Annotated in this window: 18 protein-coding genes; 11 read left to right on the top strand and 7 right to left on the bottom strand. The window is 67.1% G+C overall.

Features of this window, described 5'->3' with window-relative positions:
• The first annotated feature begins 153 nt into the window (after window positions 1-153).
• Window positions 154-534, top strand: a complete 381-nt coding sequence (locus AC4D14_RS05335; protein ID WP_490900563.1) for an Hpt domain-containing protein — start codon at window positions 154-156, stop codon at window positions 532-534.
• 31 nt (window positions 535-565) lie between these two features.
• Here the strand turns inward: AC4D14_RS05335 and AC4D14_RS05330 are convergent, their stop codons facing one another.
• Window positions 566-1,333, bottom strand: coding sequence for a response regulator transcription factor (locus AC4D14_RS05330; RefSeq protein ID WP_490900562.1), 768 nt, complete (start codon window positions 1,331-1,333; stop codon window positions 566-568).
• 179 nt (window positions 1,334-1,512) lie between these two features.
• Here AC4D14_RS05330 and AC4D14_RS05325 point away from each other — a divergent pair, with 179 nt between their 5' ends.
• Both AC4D14_RS05325 and AC4D14_RS05320 read left to right on the top strand, forming a co-directional pair.
• Entirely contained in the window at window positions 1,513-3,231 is a 1,719-nt protein-coding gene (locus AC4D14_RS05325; protein WP_490900561.1) for a sensor histidine kinase, read from the top strand.
• Window positions 3,232-3,305: 74 nt separating this feature from the next.
• Window positions 3,306-5,453, top strand: a complete 2,148-nt coding sequence (locus AC4D14_RS05320) for an alpha-galactosidase (RefSeq protein ID WP_490900560.1) — start codon at window positions 3,306-3,308, stop codon at window positions 5,451-5,453.
• A 7-nt stretch (window positions 5,454-5,460) separates the two neighbouring features.
• Here AC4D14_RS05320 and AC4D14_RS05315 read toward each other — a convergent pair whose 3' ends face one another.
• Entirely contained in the window at window positions 5,461-6,477 is a 1,017-nt protein-coding gene (locus tag AC4D14_RS05315) for a LacI family DNA-binding transcriptional regulator (RefSeq protein WP_490900559.1), read from the bottom strand.
• Window positions 6,478-6,681: 204 nt separating this feature from the next.
• On the opposite strand from AC4D14_RS05315, the gene AC4D14_RS05310 reads away from it, so the two are divergent.
• The 6 genes from AC4D14_RS05310 to AC4D14_RS05285 all read left to right on the top strand — a co-directional run bounded on the left by AC4D14_RS05310 (window position 6,682) and on the right by AC4D14_RS05285 (window position 13,197).
• Window positions 6,682-8,742 (top strand): beta-galactosidase, encoded by a 2,061-nt coding sequence (locus tag AC4D14_RS05310; protein ID WP_490900558.1) that lies wholly within the window; start codon window positions 6,682-6,684, stop codon window positions 8,740-8,742.
• On the top strand, window positions 8,739-9,668 hold the full coding sequence (locus AC4D14_RS05305) for a carbohydrate ABC transporter permease (protein WP_490900557.1): 930 nt from the start codon (window positions 8,739-8,741) through the stop codon (window positions 9,666-9,668). The genes AC4D14_RS05310 and AC4D14_RS05305 overlap by 4 nt, the downstream gene beginning before the upstream one ends.
• A 77-nt stretch (window positions 9,669-9,745) precedes the next feature.
• Window positions 9,746-10,579: a carbohydrate ABC transporter permease gene (locus AC4D14_RS05300; protein ID WP_490901508.1), complete on the top strand. Its 834-nt coding sequence runs from the start codon at window positions 9,746-9,748 to the stop codon at window positions 10,577-10,579.
• A 72-nt stretch (window positions 10,580-10,651) separates the two neighbouring features.
• Window positions 10,652-11,983 (top strand): ABC transporter substrate-binding protein, encoded by a 1,332-nt coding sequence (locus tag AC4D14_RS05295; protein ID WP_490900556.1) that lies wholly within the window; start codon window positions 10,652-10,654, stop codon window positions 11,981-11,983.
• A 228-nt stretch (window positions 11,984-12,211) separates the two neighbouring features.
• Entirely contained in the window at window positions 12,212-12,916 is a 705-nt protein-coding gene (locus AC4D14_RS05290; RefSeq protein ID WP_490900555.1) for an alpha/beta hydrolase, read from the top strand.
• A complete protein-coding gene (locus AC4D14_RS05285; RefSeq protein WP_490900554.1) occupies window positions 12,913-13,197 on the top strand; it encodes an acylphosphatase in 285 nt (94 codons plus the stop codon). Before AC4D14_RS05290 ends, AC4D14_RS05285 begins: the two co-directional genes overlap by 4 nt.
• On the opposite strand, the gene AC4D14_RS05280 is transcribed toward AC4D14_RS05285, so the two are convergent.
• The 3 genes from AC4D14_RS05280 to AC4D14_RS05270 form a co-directional block, all read right to left on the bottom strand.
• Window positions 13,194-14,111 (bottom strand): NAD(P)/FAD-dependent oxidoreductase, encoded by a 918-nt coding sequence (locus tag AC4D14_RS05280; RefSeq protein ID WP_490900553.1) that lies wholly within the window; start codon window positions 14,109-14,111, stop codon window positions 13,194-13,196. The genes AC4D14_RS05285 and AC4D14_RS05280 overlap by 4 nt on opposite strands.
• 46 nt (window positions 14,112-14,157) lie before the next feature.
• Complete coding sequence (gene malQ, locus AC4D14_RS05275) at window positions 14,158-16,329, bottom strand: 4-alpha-glucanotransferase (protein ID WP_490900552.1); 2,172 nt, start codon at window positions 16,327-16,329, stop codon at window positions 14,158-14,160.
• Between the two features lie 113 nt (window positions 16,330-16,442).
• Window positions 16,443-16,655 carry a hypothetical protein gene (locus AC4D14_RS05270; protein WP_490900551.1) on the bottom strand — a complete coding sequence of 71 codons (213 nt, stop codon included), beginning with the start codon at window positions 16,653-16,655 and terminating at the stop codon, window positions 16,443-16,445.
• Window positions 16,656-16,987: 332 nt separating this feature from the next.
• Between AC4D14_RS05270 and AC4D14_RS05265 the strand changes: the two genes are divergently transcribed.
• A complete protein-coding gene (locus tag AC4D14_RS05265; protein ID WP_490900550.1) occupies window positions 16,988-18,625 on the top strand; it encodes a hypothetical protein in 1,638 nt (545 codons plus the stop codon).
• Between the two features lie 58 nt (window positions 18,626-18,683).
• Here AC4D14_RS05265 and AC4D14_RS05260 read toward each other — a convergent pair whose 3' ends face one another.
• Both AC4D14_RS05260 and AC4D14_RS05255 read right to left on the bottom strand, forming a co-directional pair.
• Complete coding sequence (locus tag AC4D14_RS05260) at window positions 18,684-19,238, bottom strand: acyl-CoA thioesterase (protein ID WP_490900549.1); 555 nt, start codon at window positions 19,236-19,238, stop codon at window positions 18,684-18,686.
• A 40-nt stretch (window positions 19,239-19,278) separates the two neighbouring features.
• Window positions 19,279-19,941 (bottom strand): pyridoxine/pyridoxamine 5'-phosphate oxidase, encoded by a 663-nt coding sequence (locus tag AC4D14_RS05255; RefSeq protein ID WP_490900548.1) that lies wholly within the window; start codon window positions 19,939-19,941, stop codon window positions 19,279-19,281.
• A gap of 86 nt (window positions 19,942-20,027) precedes the next feature.
• Between AC4D14_RS05255 and AC4D14_RS05250 the strand changes: the two genes are divergently transcribed.
• On the top strand, window positions 20,028-20,822 hold the full coding sequence (locus AC4D14_RS05250) for a phosphatase PAP2 family protein (protein WP_490900547.1): 795 nt from the start codon (window positions 20,028-20,030) through the stop codon (window positions 20,820-20,822).
• Window positions 20,823-20,826 lie beyond the last annotated feature (4 nt).

Below are 20,826 nucleotides of genomic sequence, written 5' to 3'. Positions count from 1 at the left end.
GGAATTCCGCAGGGTTTACGCAGGATGCCCCGGGGCTAGCGATTTTTCCCGGGCAAGACCGTAGCCTTTCAGAATGTCCTTGTTGCACGCAGACCCGGCCCGGGCGGCTCGACCTGCCCGGATTCCGCTGCCGTGCGTGAAGGGGGAACTTCGGTGAAAATCCTTCCCCCCGCGCTCAGGACCCCCCTGGTGGACCTGGAGACGCTCCGCCGGCTCGAGGACGAGTTCGACGACGCAGCCCCCGTCCACGCCTTCGCACGGGACTTCGTCGATATCTGGGACCGGCGTTACGCCAAGCTCGCTCACGCCGTGACAGCGCGGGACTGTGACGCGGCAAAAGACGCGATCCTCAGCGTCCGGAACGTCTCAACGATGATCGGCGCGGCCCGGCTGCGCCTGCTCGCCCTGCGCCTCGAGGAGCTCATCGACCGGGAAGAACTCGGAGCCGCCCACGCCCTGATGCCGCAGATTGAACGGGTCGGCTCCAAGACCGTCCGGGCCCTGCGCTCGGGCTACCTTCAAAACGTCCCCTAGCCGCGGGGCGACCGCAGTGCCGGTCAGGCGCTCAGGAACGCTCGGGCGCCAACCGGTAACCGACCCCGCGCACCGTCACGAGCCATCGGGGGTTCCGCGGATCCTCACGCAGCTTCCTGCGCAGGTTCCCGATGTGCACCTCGACCGCCCGCTCGTCGACGTCGCTCACGTACGCTCCCTCGCGGAACTGGTCACCCCGGACCACCCGCACGAGGTCGGCCTTGGTGCGCACTGCACCCGCTCCCCGCATCAGCTCGTGAAGCAGGTCGAATTCGCTGCGGGTGAGGCTCATCTCCACGTCGTGAAGCTTCGCCGTACGCGTCTCCTGGTGCAGCACCAGGCCATTGTGCTTGAGCGTTGCCGGTTTCGTTGCGACCGGCGAGCTGTCGGGCCCGTAGCGGTCGCCGTCGTACTGGGCTGTGGCCGATGGGCGCGGGCGGCGCAGCATCGCGGCGACCCGTGCCCGAAGTTCGCGCGGACGGAACGGCTTGATCAGGAAGTCATCGGCGCCTGACTGCAGCGCTAGGAGGGTGTCGAGTTCATCGGTGCGCGCGGTCAGCATGATGATGTAGCAGTCGCTGAACGCGCGGATCCTGCGCAGAACCTCGAAGCCGTCGATATCCGGCAGCCCGACGTCGAGCGTCACCACCGTCGGGTCGTTGAGGCGGACGGCCTCGACCCCGTCGCGGCCGGTAGCGCCGGTTCGCACATCGAAACCCGACTGTTGCAGCACCGCTCCTAGGAGATTCCGCACATCCTCATCGTCCTCGATAACGACAGCTGTCCCCTGATCACCCATATTTGTCCCCTGTGATGGATAACTGAACCTGTGAAATTGATTCACACCGCGCGTTTGAGACCCGCTGTTATCTAGTACAGGCTACAAGCACTGGGTGTGTTACGTAAGTGACCCTTGTTTTTCCGAGTTTCCTTTCTTCCTTAGCACCCACTGCCGCCGGGCGGCCGCATAATGGAACAATGTCGTCAATTCAAAAGGAGCATGGGGCCGCGGATCTCCTTGATGAGCCGTATCTGCCGCCCGATGACCTCGCAGTCGGCGACACGAACCGGTTCCTCCGCCGGCTTGGGCCTCGGGCCCGGATCGGCCTGTGCCAGCTCCCCCTGACGGCCATCATCCTGGGCGTCGCGCTTGCCGCGCCGGGCGTGTGGCCGGGACTGCTCGGCGTCCCCTTGTTCGAGGCGTCGCTGGTCCTTCATGCGGTGCTGTTCATCTGCTGCTGGGTTGTGCCCTGGGAGCGGCTTCCGCAGAGCGCTCCCCTCTTGATTCCCCTCGGCGATATCGTAGCGATCGCCCTCTCCCGGAACAGCGGGAACGAGGTCCTCCCCGGCCTCGGAATACTCCTGATCTTCCCGGTCATCTGGCTGTCGGCCTCGGGCATCTTCCCCTGGGCCGCGGTGCTGATCAGCTTCCTTGCACCCTTGGCAACCATTGGAATTCCCTTAATCGGTCAGCCGCCGGAGGTGGCCGCCGCACAGTTCAGCGGTCTCGTCTTCCTTCCGGCAATGCTTCTTGCCGTAGCCCTGGTGCTGCGCTTCGTGACGGCGAATGCGGCACAGCAGCAGCGCGAGCTCCTGCGCAAAGACGGAACCCTGCGCCGGCTGCTCCGCTCCAGCAACGAGCGCGAGCGCCTGCTCAACACGATCCTCGACACCATCGACGTCGGCGTGGTTGCCGTCGACGCCGACGGCGACACGATGCTCTCCAACCACCAGCAGCGCGTCTTCCACAAGCTCAGCTCCCCTCCCGGAACACCTAAGGCGAAGGAACCTGACCTGCTGCTGTTCGGCGCCGACCGCCGTACCCCGGTTCCGGCCAGCAGGCGGCCCGTGCGCCGGGCCATCAACGGCGAAACCTTCGCCGACCACCTCGTCTGGGCCGGAGTCGGCCCGGGCCAGCGCGCCCTTTCCACCGCCGCACGCGCCATGACCACCGACGCCGGGGAATTCGGCGGGGCAGTGGTCGCCACAAGCGACGTCACGGGGCTCGTCGAGGCGATCGGCGCCAAGGACGAGCTGATCGCCAACGTCTCCCACGAACTCCGGACGCCGCTGACCTCGATCCTCGGCAACCTCGAATTGGTGCTCGACGAGGAGGACCGCATCCCGCCGGACACGGCCTCCTACCTGAACATCGCGCACACCAACGCCGAACGGCTGCTCGAGCTGGTTTCCGACCTCCTGCTCTCCGCCTCCGCCGCCATGAGCGTCCACCCGCGCCGGACAGACCTCGCCGGTCTCGTCGGCTCGAGCGTCGGAACGGCGCTGCCCCACGCCGAAGCCGCAGGGCTCACCATCCTGACGGACGTCCCGGCACCCCTGTGGACGCATGCGGATCCGCTGCGCATCAGCCAGGTGCTCGACAACCTCCTCTCCAACGCGATCAAGTACTCAACCACCGGCGGAACGATCACGGTGAAGGCCCGCCCGCAGGGCAGCGAAGTGAAGCTCTGCGTCGAGGACACGGGGATCGGGATGTCGGCCGCCGACGCCGCGAAGGCCTTCGACAAGTTCTTCCGCACGCAGTCGGTGCGGGAATCGGCAATCCCGGGCACGGGGCTCGGGCTTTCCATCACCAAGGCCATCGTTGAAGGGCACGGCGGCACGATCACCTGCACCAGCGCCCCGGGCGGCGGAACCAGCTTCACCGTCACCCTTCCGGCCGAGCCGGCCCGCTGAGCGCACGCCGCAAAGAACCGTTTCGGGCACTTGAGAATTGACACTCGAATTCACTTTTCAAGTACAAATGAAGCATGCCTTCCACTCCCGTCCTTCACCTTGCGCGCTCCGGAACCAGCGTCGTCATCGACACCTCAACCGGAGGCCTACCGACGATCCTGCACTGGGGGGCGGCACTTGGCGATGTCTCCGCCGATGACCTTGCGGACCTCGCCGCTGCTGTCCGCCCGCAGCGGGTCTCGGGAGGCCTCGACGTCCCCGCGCGGCTGACCCTAGTGCCGCAGGAGGCCTTCGGCTGGCAGGGAACGCCCGGGTTCACCGGGCACCGCGGCGGGTCCTTTCTCTCGCCCGCCTTCGCCACCACCGCACTTGAGGCCACGGAGCACGGGCTGACGGTCACCGCGGAGGACGCAACGAGCGGCCTGACGCTGAGCAGCACCCTGACCCTCACCGCCGCCGGTCTCCTGCGCCAGCAGCTCACCGTCACGAACACCGGCGGCACTGAGTACGAGGTCCGCTCCCTGCTGGCGACCTTCCCGCTTCCCTCGACGGCGCAGGAAGTCCTCGACACCACCGGGCGACACCTGCGCGAGCGGAGTCCGCAGCGCCACAACCTCACTGCCGGCAGCTACCGCAGGGAAAGCCGCAAGGGCCGCCCCGGCGCCGACGCCTCACTGCTCCTCGCCGTCGGCGAAACCTCGTTCGGGTTCGAGCGCGGCCTCGTCCACGCCGTCCACAGCGCGTGGAGCGGAAACCACCAGCTCCTCGTCGAAAAGACTCCCACGGGCGATGCATTCCTCGGCGCCGGCGAACTGCTGCTTCCCCAGGAAATCGTCCTGGCACCGGGTGAAAGCTATTCCGCCCCCGATGCCCTCGCCTCCTGGGGCAACGGGCTCAACGAGCTCTCCGCCCGGTTCCACGAGGAGTTTCGCTCCCGGCCATCACACCCGCGCCGGCCGCGCCCCGTCACGCTGAACACCTGGGAAGCGGTGTATTTCGATCACAACCTCGAACGCCTCAGCCGGCTGGCCGACCGCGCGGCCGAGGCCGGGATTGAGCGTTTCGTGCTCGACGACGGCTGGTTCCGCGGCCGCCGCGACGACACCGCCGGCCTTGGCGACTGGTTCGTCGACCCCGCCGTCTGGCCCGAAGGCCTCACTCCCCTGATCGACCATGTGAAGTCGCGGGGCATGGAGTTCGGCCTGTGGTTCGAGCCGGAGATGATCAACCTCGACTCCGACCTTGCCCGCTCCCACCCCGAGTGGATCCTTCAGGCCGAGGGTCGCCTGCCGGTGCCCGGCCGCCAGCAGCAGGTGCTGAACCTGGCCAACAACGAGGCCTACGAGTACATCCTCAAGTGCATTGACGACATCCTGGCGAACAACGACATCTCCTACATCAAGTGGGACCACAACCGGGACCTCCTCGACGCCGCCGACGCACGGACCGGACGGGCCGCCGTCCACCAAAACGTCCGCGCGCTCTACCGGCTGCTCGATGAGCTCAAGAGCCGCCATCCGGGCCTCGAGATCGAAAGCTGCGCCTCCGGCGGCGCCCGCGTCGACATGGGGATCCTCGAGCGGACCGACCGCATCTGGACCAGCGACTGCATCGACCCGATCGAGCGGCTGCCCATCCAGAAGTACACGGGCCTGCTCGCCCCGCCGGAACTGCTCGGCATGCACATCGGCGGCCCAGTCTCCCACTCCACCGGCCGCACCCACGAGCTTCCCTTCCGGGCGGCCACCGCCGTGTTTGGCCACTACGGCGTCGAGTGGGACATCTCCGGGCTCTCCACGGCACAGACAGCAGAGCTTCGGGAGTGGCTCGAGCTGCACAAGCAGTGGCGCGAGGTGCTGCACGGCGGCCGCATGGTCCACGCCGACCTCGCCGATCCCGCAATGGACGTCCGCGGCATCGTGGCGGCGGACCGCGGTTCGGCCCTGTTCGGCTACACGCTCACCGCCTCGAGTGCCAGCTACCCTGCGGGCAGGATCACCTTTCCCGGGCTCGACCCCGATGCCAGGTACAGCATCGGTCTCGCCGCCCCGTACCGGGAGCTTCCCGGCAACGGCCAGTCACCGCTTGAGTGGGCGCAGGCCTCCCTCGAGGGCCGCCCGCTCAGCCTCACCGGGCGCCTGCTCGGCTCCGTCGGCATCGAGGCGCCGGTCTTGCTGCCCGAACAGTCGCTGCTGATCGAGCTGCGGGCCTCCGGCTCCTAGGGCAGGCTCAGGCCGAGTCCCGCCACATCACCGTCGTCTCAAGGGTGCGGGCGGGGCTCGGCATTCCCCGGATCTGGGCGAGCACCAGCTCGGCGGCGGTGCTTCCGAGCAGGTCGGCCGGCTGCCGTACCGTCGAAAGCTGCGGCCTGGTCCGCAGGGCCCAGCTGCTGTCGTCGAAACCGACGATGCCGACGTCCTCCGGGACCCGCCGTCCGCTTTCCTGGAGCGCGGTCATCGCGCCGGCGGCGACGGCGTCGGAGGCCGCGAACACGCCGTCGATGTCCGGGCGGCGCCTCAGCAGCTCCAGCATTCCCTCAAAGCCGTAGCCGTAGGTGTAGAGCGGGTATTCGACCACAAGGGTCGGGTCGAACTGGTCACCGAGCGCGGCCTTGAAGCCGAGGAATCGGTCCTGGCCGGAATCGCGGTCGAGGGCGCTGGCGATCATCCCCACACGCTTCCGTCCGGTCGCGACCAGCCGGCTGGTGATGGTGTGCGCCGCGCTCAGGTTGTCGATCGCAACGTACGGCAGGTCGGGGGTTCCTGAGGGGTGGCCCACGAAGGCTGCGGGAATGCCGATGTCCGAGACGGCCTTGGCGATCGGATCGGCGGCGCGCGCCGAAACGATCACCGCCCCGTCCACCAGGCCTCCGCTGAGGTATTCGGCCACCCTACGGCTGTCGCGGTCGGAATCGATGATCAGCGACACGAGCTGGTAGTCGGCCCTGGAGAGCGACTCGTTGGCGCCCAGCAGGATCGAGCCGATATTGGGATCCTCGAAGAGCAGCGAATGCGGCTCGTGGATGATCAGCGCGACGGCACGCGACTCCTGGGTCACGAGGTTCCGCGCGGCCGTGTTCCGCACATAGCCGACGCGGGCGATCGCCGACTCGACGGCCAGCCGGGCCTCTTCCGAAACGTATTTTTCGCCGTTGACCACCCGGGAGACAGTGCCGCGGGAGAGACCTGCGGCGTCCGCGACGTCGTTGATTGTGGCCCGGCGGACACGGGGGCGGATGAGCGGCATATCAGTACTCTATCCGAGCGTGAACGCCTTGTTTGCGCGGAACTCCGTTGACCGCTCCGGAGAACGTTGTTACGCTGGGAGCGTTCACAGAGGCACAGGCCGGATTTGGTCGCTCCTTTCTGGGAGCGTTCACAGAATGCATCCAGGCCGGCGCAGCCCAACCCAGAGACCTCACGTTTTTATCGCAGTGTTGAAGGAGCAGGGTTGAGCCCGAGCAAAACATCAGTCGCCGGATTGTCGGCGCAGGGGCAGTTGATCTTCGGCTGCGACTACAACCCGGAACAGTGGGACCGCGAGGTGTGGCGGGAGGACGTCCGCCTCATGCAGGAGGCCGGGGTCAACCTCGTCGCCGTCAACATCTTCGGCTGGGCCGAGATCGAAACGACCCCCGGAAACTTCTCGTTCGACCACCTCGACGAAATCCTCGACCTGCTCCACGAAAACGGCATCGGCGTCAACCTCGGCACGGGAACCTCATCCACCCCGGCCTGGCTGACCACCCTCCACCCGGAGGTCCTTCCCGCCGCCGTCGACGGCACCACCCGCTGGCCGGGCGGGCGGCAGGCCTTCTGTCCGAGCTCGCCCATCTACCGCGAGTACGCGCTCCGGCTCGTCGAGGAGGTCTCCCGACGGTACGGCTCGCACCCCGCCGTCCGGCTGTGGCACGTCTCCAATGAGCTCGGCTGCCACAACGCCCTGTGCTACTGCGACGAGTCCGCCGCCGCGTTCCGCCGATGGCTTCAGGGGCGCTACGAGAACCTTGATGCCCTGAACTCGGCCTGGGGCACGGCCTTCTGGAGCCAGCGCTACTCCGCCTGGGAGCAGATCCTCCCTCCGCGGACCACCCTCTCCACCCCCAACCCCACACAGAGCCTCGATTTCCAGCGCTTCAGTTCCGATCAGCTGCTGGCCCACTACCAGGCCGAGGCGGAGATCCTCAACCGCAACAGCGCGGTGCCGGTAACCACCAACTTCATGGTCACCGCCCACATCCGCACCCAGGACTACTGGACCTGGGCGGAGCACATGGACGTCATCGCCAACGACCACTACCTCGACCACCGGCTCGATGCGCCCCTTCCCGAACTCTCGTTCGCTGCCGACGCCACCCGTGGCCTCGCCCACGGTTCGCCGTGGCTGCTCATGGAGCACTCGACCGGAGCCGTGAACTGGCAGCCCCGCAACTTCGCCAAGGGCCCGGGCGAGATGCTGCGCAATTCGCTCACGCACCTTGCCCGCGGGGCAGACGGCCTGTGCTTCTTCCAGTGGCGCGCGTCGGTGCAGGGAAGCGAGAAGTTCCACTCCGCGATGCTCCCCCACGCCGGCACCGACTCGCGGATCTGGAAGGACGTCGTCGAACTCGGCGGCATCCTCCAGCGCCTGAAGGAGGTGGCGGGAACCACCGTCCGGTCCGAGGCCGCCCTCGTGTTCAGCTGGGAAGCGTGGTGGGCCCACGACCAGGACTCCCACCCGTCCTCGGACGTCAGCTACATCGAGCAGATCCACGCCGCCTACCGGGCGCTGTGGGAGGCCGGCATCACCGTTGACATCGTTCCTCCGGGCGCCGACCTCTCCGGATACAAGCTCGCCGTCGTGCCCTCCCTGTACCTCGTGCGGGACGCCGACGCCGAAGCCCTCCAGGCCTACGTCCGCGGCGGCGGCCACGCCGTCGTCACCTACTTCAGCGGCATCGTCGACGAGAACGAGCGGGTCCGCACCGGCGGATACCCCGGCGCCTTCCGCGAGCTCCTGGGCATCCGCACCGAGGAATTCTTCCCGCTCGCTCCCGGCCAGAGCCTCACGCTGGACAACGGCGCCGAGGCCTCGCTGTGGAGCGAGGCGCTGCGCCTCGAGGGTGCCGACGCCGTCGCCTCCTACGCGGGCGGCACCCTCGACGGGACCCCGGCGGTCACCCGCAACGCTTTCGGTGCGGGCCAGGCCTGGTATGTCGCGACGTCGCTTGAACTCAAGACGATGCGCGGCCTCCTCACCGAAGCGGCAGGCGCGGCGGGAATCGCCGTGCCTGCAACGGCGGAGGGGCTCGAGACGGTCATCCGCTCCAACGACTCCGCCAGTTACGTCTTCCTGATCAACCACTCAACCGAGGACCATAAGTACCCAGTGCGGGGGGTTGAGCTCATCGCCGGCGAGGAAGTTGCCGACGTCGTCGTCATTCCTGCCGGCGCCGTCCGCGTAGTTCGCACGACCGCTCCCGTAATGCCCACCGATGCCCCCTTCCCCGGGCCAAAAGGAAAAGAACAGTGACCACCACCAGCACATCCCCGGCCCCGGTGAAGGGGGCAGCAAAACCCCGGAAGAGCAGGACCTTCGCTGCGCAACGCCGCGCCGTCCTCCTGTTCATCGCACCGTTCGCGGTCCTCTTCCTGGCGTTCTACGCGATCCCGATCGTCTTCGCCGTCGTCCAGTCCCTGCTCACCGTGGAGCGCGAGGGAACCTTCGGTCCCCCCAAGCAGGTGTTCGGCGGGTTCACCCAGTACGAGCAGGTCTTCCAGAACACCGCGTTCTGGGCCTCGGTGGGCCGGGTGCTCCTCTTCGGAGCCGTACAGGTGCCGATCATGCTCGGCCTGGCCCTGCTGTTCGCGCTGCTGCTTGATTCGCCGCTGCTGAAGGGCAAGAAGTTCTTCCGCCTCGCGTTCTTCGCCCCCTACGCCGTTCCCGGCGTCATCGCCGCGATCATGTGGGGCTTCCTCTACTCGCCCACGCTCTCCCCGTTCGGGCTCGTCACCTCGGAGGTCAACGTGCTCTCCGCGGAGCTCGTGCTGTGGGCCATCGCCAACGTCGTGACGTGGGTCTACGTCGGCTACAACATGCTGATCATCTACTCGTCACTGCTGGCCATCCCCACCGAAATCTATGAAGCGGCCCGCCTCGACGGCGCAAGCAACCTCCAGATCGCGTGGCGGATCAAGATCCCCCTGGTGGTCCCGGCCATCATCCTCACCGGTGTCTTCTCGATCATCGGCACCCTCCAGCTCCTTGCCGAGCCGCAGACCCTTCGCAGCTTCAGCTCGGCGATCAGCAGCAGCTTCACGCCTAACCTCGCCGTCTACACAACGGCCTCGGTGCCCAATTACAACCTCGCGGCCGCCTTCTCGGTTGTCTTGGCCGTTGCCACCTTCATTCTTTCCTTCGTCTTCCTGAAGGCAACCCAGCGGAAGGTTTCCCAGTGACTTCAGCAGCCGCCACCGCACCGGGCCGGAGGTCCTCGCAGCGAGGATCAGCGCCCCGCGGCCCCAAGCACAGCCTCATCTCGCGCAGCGCCGCGATGCTCATCATGGGCGTCTTCACCCTGTACTTCCTCACCCCCATCTGGTGGCTCCTTGTCTCCTCGACAAAGACCGGCGGGCAGATCACCGGAACCGCCCCGCTGTGGTTCACCGCGGAGTCGTTCTCGACGTTCTTCTCCAACATCGGGCGGCTGTTCTCCTATGGAGACGGCGTTTTTGGCCGCTGGCTGGTTAACAGCGCGATCTACGCCGGCGTCGGCGCCCTGCTGGGCACCATCATCGCCGCCATGTGCGGGTACGCCCTCGCCAAGTACGAGTTCCGGGGGCGTGAGGCGATCTTCAACATCGTGCTGAGCGGTGTGCTGGTTCCGGCCACGGCGCTTGCCCTTCCGCTGTTCCTCATCTTCAGCGAGGTCAAGCTGACCAACACCCTGTGGGCGGTCTTCCTCCCCAGCCTCGTGAGCCCGTTCGGCGTGTACCTCGCCCGCATCTATGCGGCGGCAAGCGTGCCCGGTGAGCTCCTTGAAGCGGCCCGCCTCGACGGCTCCGGTGAAATCCGCACCTTCTTCACCGTGTCCACCCGCCTGATGGCCCCCGCCCTGGTGACGATCTTCCTGTTCCAGTTCGTGGCCATCTGGAACAACTTCTTCCTTCCCCTGATCATGCTGCGGGACCAGACCCTGTTCCCCGTGACCCTCGGCCTCTACGCCTGGAACAGCCAGATCAGCCAGATCCCCGAACTGCGCAGCCTCGTCATCATCGGCGCGCTTGTTTCGATCCTTCCGCTCATCGCCGCATTCCTCGCGCTCCAGCGCTTCTGGAGCAGCGGTTTGGGCGCCGGAAGCGTCAAGTAACGCCCGGACCAACACCACCAATCCGTTGAGCGGCGACCGCCGCTCAATTCATCCCACCGATAGGAATAGAGAATGCGCGCGCATTACGGAAAAGCCACCGCAGCCTTTGCCATGGTTTCTGCGCTCACACTGGCCGGCTGTGCAGCCGGCGGGGAAGACACCGCAGGTGCCGAAGCCGCCTCCTGCGAGCCGGCCTCGGGCCCCGTGGAGCTGACCTACACCAGCTGGGTTCCCGGCATGGACAAGGTCGTCGAACTCTGGAACGAGGAAAACCCCGACATCCAGGTCAAGGTCCAGACCGGACCCAACGGCAACTCGGGCACCTACCAGAACTTCTTCAACCAGCTCCAGGCCGGTAACGCCCCCGACCTGGGACAGATTGAATACGACGCCCTTCCCAACTTCCGGGTGCAGGACGGCCTCGAAAACATCGCTTCCTGCGAGGGAGTCTCCGACGCCAAGGACCAGTTTGTTGACTGGACCTGGGGCCAGGTGACCTTCGGTGAGGAAGACGCCGTCTACGCAGTGCCGCAGGACAGCGGCCCGATGGCCATGTTCTACCGCGCCGACCTCTTCGAGGAGGCCGGCATCAAGGTGCCGACCACGTGGGATGAGTACGCCGACGCTGCCGAGCAGATCAAGGAACGCGGCTCGTACATCACCAACTTCCCCCGCGGCGACGTCAACTGGTTCGCAGGCCTCGTCTGGCAGGCCGGCGGACAGTGGTTCGGCAATGACCAGGAGGGCTGGGACGTAAACCTCACCGGCGAGGAGTCGGAGAAGGTTGCCGGCTACTGGCAGGACCTGCTGAGCAAGGACCAGGTCTCCACCCTTCCGTCCTTCTCGGATGAGTGGAACGCGTCCTTCAACGAGGGCGACCAGTGGACCTGGGTCTCCGCCGTCTGGGGTGCCTCGACCCTGGCCACCGGTGCGCCCGACACCGCCGGCAAGTGGGCCGTTGCCCCGATGCCGCAGTGGGAAGAAGGCGGAAAGGCCGCAGGCAACTGGGGCGGCTCGTCAACGGCTGTCCTGAAGGGCTCGGAGCACCCGCACGAAGCGGCCCAGTTCGCCCTGTGGCTGAACACCGATCCCGAAGCGCTCGCGCTCGCCAACGAGCTCGGCGGCCTGTACCCGGCTGCGAAGTCGGCGTCGACCCTCGACGCGTTCAGCGGCGGTGTCGAGTTCTACGACGACGCCAAGATCTACGACGTCTTCGCCGAGGCATCCTCGAACGTCAACCCCGACTTCACCTGGGGCCCGACAATGACGCAGACCTACACCGACGTCTCTGACGGATTCGGCAGCGCCATCGGCGGCAGCGGAACCCTGATGGACGCCCTTGAAAACGGCGAAAAGAAGACGATCGAGTCGCTGAAGTCCCAGTCGATTCCCGTCAAGGAGTAACCCAGCACTCTCCTTCCGCGAAACACCAGATCACCACCTCCGCCGCACCGGCAGGGGTGGTGATCTGCTGTTTGGGCAGGGGCGGCGTAAGACTTCCGGTGATTCTGCCGCGGCGCCCGGACCTCCCCTAAACTAAGGCAAGTGGTGACGCGCCGCGCATTTCTTCAGGGAGCGGTCCAGTGTGCACTGCTGACATCGGCTGTGAGCTGCGGAATCGATGGAGGACGCGTGCAGAATCAGGAGCACCCGGCAAGGCTCAGCGCGCGTCCCGACCAGGTGGACCCCGGAAACCGCACAATGAAAGGCACCCACCCGCTGGGTCTTGCACCGCGCCGTGATCCGGTTGTCTACGTACCGGAAAGCCTCAAGCCGGAGCAGCCGGCTCCCCTGCTCGTGGCCCTCCACGGTGCGGGGGGTGACGCCGCCGGCGGCCTGGCGCTGCTGAGCACCGTTGCCGAGAAATACAGCATCGTCGTCCTCTCCCCGGCCTCCCGCGGCTCGACCTGGGACGCCATCCATCAAGGGTTTGGCCCCGACGTCGATCTCATCAACCGTTCGCTGGAGCAGGTGTTCGAACTCGTCGCCATCGACCCGGAAATGATCGGCATCGGCGGCTTTTCCGACGGCGCCTCCTACGCCCTCGGCCTCGGCCTGGCCAACGGGGACTTCTTCAAGCGCATCCTCGCCTTCTCCCCCGGCTTCATTCCCAGCGCCCCGCGCACCGGGAATCCCGCCGTCTTCATTTCGCACGGAGTCAACGACGCCGTCCTGCCCATCGAATCAACGAGCCGCAGGATCGTCCCGGTGCTCCAACGCGAGGGGTACGAGGTTATCTACCGCGAGTTCGACGGCCCGCACACCGTGCCCGTGGGAACCGCCCAGGAGGCGGCCGGCTGGCTGAACTGGCAGCAGCACCACCGGATGGAGGGTTGATCATCAGCGACATCATGCGGCTCGAAGCGCTTGTCACCGGCGAGGTCCAGGCTGTGGGCTTCCGGTACTGGACGTTGAAACAGGCTCAACAGCTCGGCCTTTCGGGTTCGGCCGCCAATCAGAACGACGGGTCGGTGCGGATCATCGCCGAAGGGGAGCAGCCTGACCTCGAGGAACTGCTCCGCCGCCTGCGCTCCGGCCGCACGCCGGGTCAGGTGGAGAACGTCAAGGCCACGCTGGGCGAGGGAACCGGCGCGCTCACCGGGTTCGACACCCGCTAGGAGGCTGCGTCTTCCTCGGCGAGGATCGCGTTAAGCGAGACGGCAGTCCGGTACGCGTCGCCCGCCGCGGAAATGAGCTGCGCCGCGGGATCCGCAACATTTCCGACAGCCCACACTTTCTCCACGCTGGTGCGTCCAAGTTCGTCGGTAGAGAGACAGCCGTCCTCGCGCAGCTCGCAGCCGAGATCACCAATCAGCGGACCGTCAACCTCGGCCTGCGGCTCGCAGAACAACGCATCACACGGAACCGACCGCCCGCCGGCGAGCTCGGCCGCCGCGAGGCCCCCGGGCCCCGAGACCAGACGCTGCACCTGGCCCTCGGCGATAGTGACCCCACGCGCCTTGAGCCGGCTGCTGTCTTCGGGGCTGAGGGTGCCGATCTCGTGAGCGAAGAAGGTGACGTCAGGCGACCACTGGCGAAGCAGCACGGCCTGTTGGACCGAGGAATCGGTTGTGCCGAGGACACCGAGCCTGCGGTCGCGCACCTCCCACCCGTGGCAGTAGGGGCACTGCAGCAGGCCTGTCCCCCAGACATCCCGTGCACCCTCGATGCTCGGCAGCACATCCCGCAGGCCGGTGGCGACGACGACGTGGCGTGCACCCAGCACCACTCCGGCGTCCAGGGTGACGAGCCAACCGGGCCCCGCGGCTTCGGCCGCAACAGCCGTGCCGTAAAGCATCTCCACCCCGTAGGCGGCTGCATCCTCCCTGGCCAGTCGGACCATCTCCTCGGGAGCGGTGCCGTCGCGGGTCAGGAACCCGTGAGCGAGTTCGGCGGCGGCATTGCGCGGCCCCCGGGCGTCGACAACGGCAACGGCACGCCGGGAGCGCCCGAGGACAAGGGCCGCGCTCAGCCCGGCCATTCCTCCGCCGATAATGACCACGTCGTACTCTTCGTATTCCCCGGTTGGCATGGACATATTTTTCCACAAATCGGGTGATTGGTCAGCCTGCTTACTTTTAGCGGCCGGTTGAAGATTTTTCTTGACCACGCGCCCGGGCCGCAGCCCGCAGCACCTTGATGAGCGATGTGAACCGCTCGTTGCCTGCAAGGTCATCGAGCAAAACGGCGCTGCCTTCGGCATCGGCCAGCGGGATGCGCCAGTTGGGGTATTCATCGTTCGTTCCTGGCTGGTTCTGGGTGCGCCGCTCCCCCACGGCGTCCGCGAGCGCTACACCAAGCAGCACGGACGGGGTTTGGGCGATGAAGGCGTGGAGGGCCTCGACGGTTTCCTGCACCGACGCCGCCTCGACGTTGCGCAGCAGGCCGCGCTCCCTCAGGACGGCAAGGAACTTCGCCTGCGTGGCCCTGTCTTCGGCGCCCTCCTCCTCGACCGGGCGGCTGAGCAGCCCCAGGGATTCGCGCAGCACCACATGCTCGCCGGCGAGGTATCCGGCCGAGGGCGGGAGGTCGTGGGTGGTGACCGTCGTCAGGCAGGCCCTGCGGTAGCGCTCAGGCAGAAGTGGACCGTTCGCGTCCTGTTCGAACCACAGGATGGAGGTTCCAAAGATTCCGCGTTCGGCGAGGTACTCCTGCACCCCTGGCTCGAATACACCAAGGTCCTCGCCCACCACCACGGCTCCGGCCCGTTCGGCCTCGAGCGCGAGGATGCCGATCAGCGCCTCGTGGTCGTAGTAGACGTAAGCGCCGTCCCCGGGCTCACTGCCCTGCGGAATCCACCAGAGGCGGAACAGTCCGAGGATATGGTCCACCCGAATTCCCCCGGCGTTGCGCAGAATATTCCGGAGCATGTCGCGGAACGCCGCGTAGCCGGATTCGGCGAGGCGCTCCGGGTGCCACGGCGGCTGGCTCCAGTCCTGCCCGTGCTGGTTGAACATGTCCGGCGGGGCACCAACGCTGATGCCTGAGGCGAGGACGTCCTGAAGTGCCCATGCGTCTGCCCCGCTGGGGTGGACACCCACGGCGAGGTCGTGCACGATGCCGATGCCCATCCCCGCATCTGTCGCCTCAAGCTGCGCCTCCTGCAGCTGTTCGTCGCACAGCCATTGCAGCCACTGATGGAACTCAACCCTCGGGGCAAGCCGCCTGCGCTGCTCCAGCGCGGCGGGGGTGCCGGGGCGGCCGGCCGACTCCCACTCCGGTGATCCCGGCGGAAGGGTCTCGGCGAGAGCGGACCACAGGGCGAAGTTTTCGAGGCCCTCGCCCTGCTCGGCGCAGAAATGGTCGAAATCCGACTGCCGCTGGGCCGGGCGCTCCACTTTGAAGATGAGCTCGAGGGCCGAGAGTTTGGCCGCGTAGGACGCGTTGCGGTCAAGCAGGTCAGTCGTCGAGTTCGTTTCGCGGAAGCCCGCCGCGAGCCGCTCGACTTCGGCATGGGAGGCCGGGTCGAGCCGGGCATACTCCGGGATATTTTCGATCCGCAGGTAGAGGGGGTGGAAGAACCGCCGGGTGGTCGGCAGGTACGGGGAGGGCTCGACGGGCGGTTTCGGCTCCGCAGCGTGCAGCGGGTTCACCAGAACGAACCCCGCCCCCTTCTCCGCAGCCACTGCCGCAAGCTCGCCGAGGTCTCCGAGGTCTCCGATCCCCCAGGAGCGCGTGGAGCGCACCGAGTAGAGCTGGGCCATGAGGCCCCAGACGGTCGAGTTCAGGAGCTTGCCCGTGGTGCTCAGCCGGTCCGGCGTGACCACGAGCGTGCACTGCTCTTCGCGTCCGCCTGCCGTGGCGTGAAGGGTATGCCATCCGAGCGGGAGGGCGTGGGGCAGGCTGGCGCTCACACGCTCGACTTCCTGACCGTCAACTACCCGGGTCTGTGTCGGATCGCCTTGGGTGCCGCAGGTGTACCGCAGCCCGTCTTCCCCCGCCACCCATACCTCGGCCTCGGCACCGGCCGGAAGGTGGAGCGTAACGGGTGCCGGCTCGTCGTGCCGGACGACGACGACCCGCGGCAGCATCCGGAGCCAGGGTTCGGTTTCCTGAAGTTCAAGGGAGGCTTCGACCGCCTCCTCGCTCGAGGCGGGAACGCCCAGCGCGGCGAGCACCGCTACGAGTGTTTCCGGCTGGACCTGCTTCAGGGCGCCGTCCCACCCGAGGAATGTGGTGCTTACCCGATGGGCTTCAGCAAGACGCTGCAGCGGGGTGGGCAGGGGGGACGGTGCATGTGTTTCGGCCATCCCTCAAATGTAGGGGTGGTGGGTGCTCTCCTCCACCTTCGCCCCGCCCCAGTGCCCCATCCTTGACACGGAAGCGTCAGATGGGGCCTGTGTCTTCTAGGCTGCAGCGGGGATCAGCCGCCCTGCCTCGACACCAGGTAGGTTGATCCATCGGCGTTGCGGACAACCTCCCACTGCTGAAGTTCCTCCTGGCGCCGCTTCTGTGCGGCATCGTTGCGGTACGCCACGGGTCCGGCGGTTGATCCCTGCTGCGCGGGACCGAAGACCGCTCGCATCCTTCCGGTTGCCGCCATGAACCTCAGTGCGAGTCTCTGCTTCTCAGCCATTTCCGGTGTCCTCCCGCGGCCTGGAGCCGCCTCCTGCAGTCGATTCTGTTGATATTCCTTTCAACCATTAGCACACTAACAAAATTCCAGAGGGCCAGCCGCCGCGCCCAGGTCGTACTCCCCAGTAACTTATCTCCGCAACCCCTTGCTAAGTTACCCACCAGTAGCCTACAAATGTAACTTGAGTCACATTTTCGCTTAACTTTGAGTGCTCCTGGGCCGGCAGAGGGTCCGGCGCTCACCGTGCACTGCTCAACGACGAGTGCTTGCCGGCATTTCCGCTCGTCGCCCATGCCCTCACGGGCGTTTCGCTTCGAGAACGGAATTTCTGCATGCTCAGGTCCACCGCGCCCTCCAACCGCCTCCATGCGGTCCTCACCATCTTCCTTGCCCTGCTCCTAGTTGCCCTCCTCGCCTTCTTTGCACTGTTCACCGGGAAGGTCGCCAACGGCGCAGGGCAGCTCCAGGACGGCGCCGTCCGCGCCAACGACGGCTCAGCGGCGCTCAGCGAGGGCGCCGAAAAGGTGCGGGACGGCTCGAAGGAACTGGCATCCGGAACGGCGAAGCTCGATGCCGGAACCGGAAAACTGACAACCGGCCTGAAGTCCGCCGGAACCGGAGCGGCGGCCCTCGCCCGGGGCGCAGCGGAACTCAAGGAAGGCACCGGGACGTTGAGCGCCGGGGCAGATACCGCGGCGACGGGTGCCGCTGACCTGCAGGCGGGCACGGGCAGGCTTGCCGCCGGTACCGAAAAGCTCGCAGCGGGAACCGCGCAGGCGCAGAGCGGCGCCCAGCGGGTGGCCGACGGCGCCGCGAAACTCCACTCAGGTGCCGGCCAGCTCGCCGACGGAACCCGGCAGGCGCTCGACGGTTCGGCCGCCCTGAGCGCTGGCACAAACGACCTGCTCGCCGAGGTTGAAGAATCACTTCCCGACTCCGCCCGCCTCGCCGAAGGCGCCCAGAAAGTCGCAGCCGGCGCGGCAACGCTTCGTGACGGAGCCGTGCGGCTCGATGAGGGCGCGGGACAGCTCAGCCAGGGGATCTCCGACGCAAAGGACGGGTCGGGGCAGCTCTCCAAAGGAACGGCCGACCTCCTGGCTCTGGCCAATCACCCGGTCTACGGCAACATGACGCTCAAGTCGCTGCTCCCCCAGCTGGATGCCCTCAACTCGGGCGCCGGCCAGCTCGACGCCGGGCTCGGTCAGCTCAAGGCGGGAAGCGCCACGCTGGCCGAGACGACCGCAACCCAGGTTGTTCCGGGAACCGCGGCCCTGGCCGACGGTGCCGCACAGGTGCAGGTGGGCACGGCCAAGTCGCAGACCAAGCTGAACCGCCTCTACACCGAAGGGCTCACTCCCCTCTCGGCGGGTGCCGGAAAACTGACAAGCGGAATGCAGCGCCTCGACGCGGGGTTCAACGGTTCGGCGACCAGCCCCGGCCTGCTCCCCGGCGCCGCGCGGCTCGCCGAAGGCGCAGCCACCCTCAACGGCGGCTTGATGCGCCTCAATGCCGGCTACCAGGGCACCGCCACCGAACCGGGCCTGCTGGCCGGCGTGGCCAAACTCTCCGACGGCGCCACCCGGCTCAGTGACGGCAATGCGCGGCTGGCCGACGGCGCCTCGCGGCTCGCCGCCGGTTCAAACCGCCTCGCCACCGGAACCACAACCCTGAAGAGCGGAATGGGCAAGCTCAACGAGGGGGCCGGCGCACTCGACACCGGCGCGTCCAAGCTCAACGAGGGCGCGGCACAGTTGGCCGAGGGCAACACCAAGCTCGCAGACGGCGCGGCCAAGCTGGCAGCCGGCAACGGCAAGCTCGCCGCGGGCACGGAGCGCATGTCCGCCTCAACCTCGGCCATGACTCCTGCCGCTGTGGTTTCCTCGCCGGGCATTCTGGCACTGATCATTCCGCTGGCCATCCTCGGCGGACTGCTGGCCATGATGCTGCTGACCCGCCGCCGCCTCCACTAGGACAGGCAAAGGAAAGGGGTGCACCAGGAACTGGTGCACCCCCTTCCTCATGTGAGCGTCAGTGCTGATCCGCCCAGGCGTGGGGAGCGGCGTGGCGGGCGCTCGGCAGCGAGTTGTTCAGCCGCCACTCGTGGATCCAGTCCGGAAGCACAAGGCTCGCCGGGGGTGAACCGAACGCGGCAAGGATGTCCTCGATTGGCACCGGCCCGCGGGGAGAGACCAGGCGGGTCGCGATGAATGCACGGGCGTAGATCTCGCCTCCGCTCACCATCCGCTGTTCGAAGTAGAAGGCGCGGTCATCCATGCCAAGGATCCGCGTCTCAACCGAGTACCGCTGGCCCAGCTGCAGCGACTTGCGGAAGCTGATGGTCTCTCCGGCTGCAACCGGGCTCCAGCGGAGTTTGCGCATTTTCCGCCATACCCCGCTGCGGATCATCAGGTCGAACCGACCCAGATCCATGAGCGAAAAGTACATTCCGTTGTTGACGTGCAGGGCGATGTCGATGTCGGTGGGAAGGACACGCAGCGGAAGCGAGGATTGGCCCCACACGCTCAGCGCCGGTCGACGGCGGGAAGTCCAGAGCAGGAGGAGAGTGCGGAAGATCAGGTGCATCCCCCTAGGTTACCCGCCGGTAACTCCTAGGGAAGGGGGATCACGGCCACAACAGGTCGGTTCGCCAGCCCTGCCCGGAACGCGAATAGAGAAGGCGGATGTGGCGCCGCTCGAGGTCCGCCTGCCAGAATTCGACGGCGTCGGGAGCGACAGTGAAGACTGACCAGTCGGGTGCCTGCAGCATGGGCTCGGATTCGAGTCGGCCCAGCTGGCTTTGGACGGCGGCGTCGAGGGCTGCCCTGCTCTCGAGCACGCTGCTTTGGGCGCCGGCCAGGACCAGCGCCCGGGCCACCGGGTGGCGGCGCTGGAAATCCGCATCGTTCTCGGCGGAACCTCCAACGCTGACTGCGCCGCGGACGCGTACCTGGCGCCCGAGCTCCGGCCAGAAAAAGGTGAGCGCAGCGCTGGGGTTCGCGGCAAGCTGCCGGCCCTTCGGGCTGTTGCTGCTCGAGGCGACGGACCAGCCGGACGCGTCGACATCCTTGAGGATGACCACCCGCGCGTCGGGCACACCGCCGTCCTGTGCGGTTGCCAGGTGAACCGAATGCGGCGCGTGGAATCTCGAGTCGACCGCCAGGGCAAGCCATTCGACGAAGAGGTCAATCGGCGAGGCCGGGGCCTCCCGGGGGTCGAAGGAAGGCATGCTCTCGGGAAATACCGGAGCACCGCGGAGGAGTTCCTGCACTGTTCTTGAGTCGCTCACTGCGCCATCCTAACCTCCTGTCCGCCAGCCCGCCCGGGCGTTTCCTCGACCTGCCAATGCCGCCGCCGTCGTCATAGGGTCGAATCATGACAGCCGACGAAGACCGTTATGCCGGATCCCGGGACCTCACCCGGTGGGCGACCCCGGTGGGGCGCTGGCTGGTGCGGGCGGTCCGGCCGCTGGCCCGCTGGGTGGGCCCGCACTGGGCGATCCTCCTGCTCCTGGCGATCGGCGGCGGCCTGGCCGCGGCGCTGACCACGGCGTCGGCCGAGGTCTACGAATCGGTGGTGGAGTCCGATGGCGTTTCGGCGCTGGACCGGCCGGCCCTGGACGCCGCACTGTCACTGCGCGAGCCGTGGCTCAACTCCCTTGTCACCGCTTACACGAACATCGGCGGGCCGATCGGCATGCCACTGTTGACCACCGCCGTGATGATCCTGCTCGCCTCGCTGCGGAAGTCATGGACACCGGTGATCCTCATTGCTGCGGCCGCCCTCGGATCCCTCCTGATGACCGTGGCGGGCAAGGAGATCGTCGGACGGCTCCGCCCTCCCCTTGAAGCTGCGGTTCCACCCTACGAAAGTTCGCCGTCGTTCCCCAGCGGGCATTCCCTCAACGCGATCGTTATTGCCGGAATCGTTGCCTATCTCCTTGTGCTTCGCCCGGAGCGGCGCAAACGCACGGCGGCCGTGGTGATCGCCGGTGCCACCCTCTTCGCAGTGACGATGGGGCTGAGCCGGGTCTTCCTCGGGCACCACTGGTTCACCGACGTCCTTGTCGCGTGGACCCTCGGGCTGGCCTGGCTCGCCGTCGTGATCACCGCCCACCGGCTGCTGCTGACCCTGCGGGCACGGCGGGCCGCGGCCGCCGACGAGGACTAGGACG

Source organism: Arthrobacter sp. TJ-254 (assembly GCF_058269175.1).
This window is presented reverse-complemented; position numbering and strand designations above follow the sequence as displayed.

Bases quoted from the DNA above. Each gene is read 5' to 3' on its own strand.
- AC4D14_RS05330 (WP_490900562.1), bottom strand. From the start codon at position 1,333: ATGGGTGATCAGGGGACAGCTGTCGTTATCGAGGACGATGAGGATGTG.
- AC4D14_RS05325 (WP_490900561.1), top strand. From the start codon at position 1,513: ATGTCGTCAATTCAAAAGGAGCATGGGGCCGCGGATCTCCTTGATGAG.
- AC4D14_RS05320 (WP_490900560.1), top strand. From the start codon at position 3,306: ATGCCTTCCACTCCCGTCCTTCACCTTGCGCGCTCCGGAACCAGCGTC.
- AC4D14_RS05315 (WP_490900559.1), bottom strand. From the start codon at position 6,477: ATGCCGCTCATCCGCCCCCGTGTCCGCCGGGCCACAATCAACGACGTC.
- AC4D14_RS05295 (WP_490900556.1), top strand. From the start codon at position 10,652: ATGCGCGCGCATTACGGAAAAGCCACCGCAGCCTTTGCCATGGTTTCT.
- AC4D14_RS05280 (WP_490900553.1), bottom strand. From the start codon at position 14,111: ATGCCAACCGGGGAATACGAAGAGTACGACGTGGTCATTATCGGCGGA.
- malQ (WP_490900552.1), bottom strand. From the start codon at position 16,329: ATGGCCGAAACACATGCACCGTCCCCCCTGCCCACCCCGCTGCAGCGT.
- AC4D14_RS05270 (WP_490900551.1), bottom strand. From the start codon at position 16,655: ATGGCTGAGAAGCAGAGACTCGCACTGAGGTTCATGGCGGCAACCGGA.
- AC4D14_RS05265 (WP_490900550.1), top strand. From the start codon at position 16,988: ATGCTCAGGTCCACCGCGCCCTCCAACCGCCTCCATGCGGTCCTCACC.
- AC4D14_RS05260 (WP_490900549.1), bottom strand. From the start codon at position 19,238: ATGCACCTGATCTTCCGCACTCTCCTCCTGCTCTGGACTTCCCGCCGT.
- AC4D14_RS05250 (WP_490900547.1), top strand. From the start codon at position 20,028: ATGACAGCCGACGAAGACCGTTATGCCGGATCCCGGGACCTCACCCGG.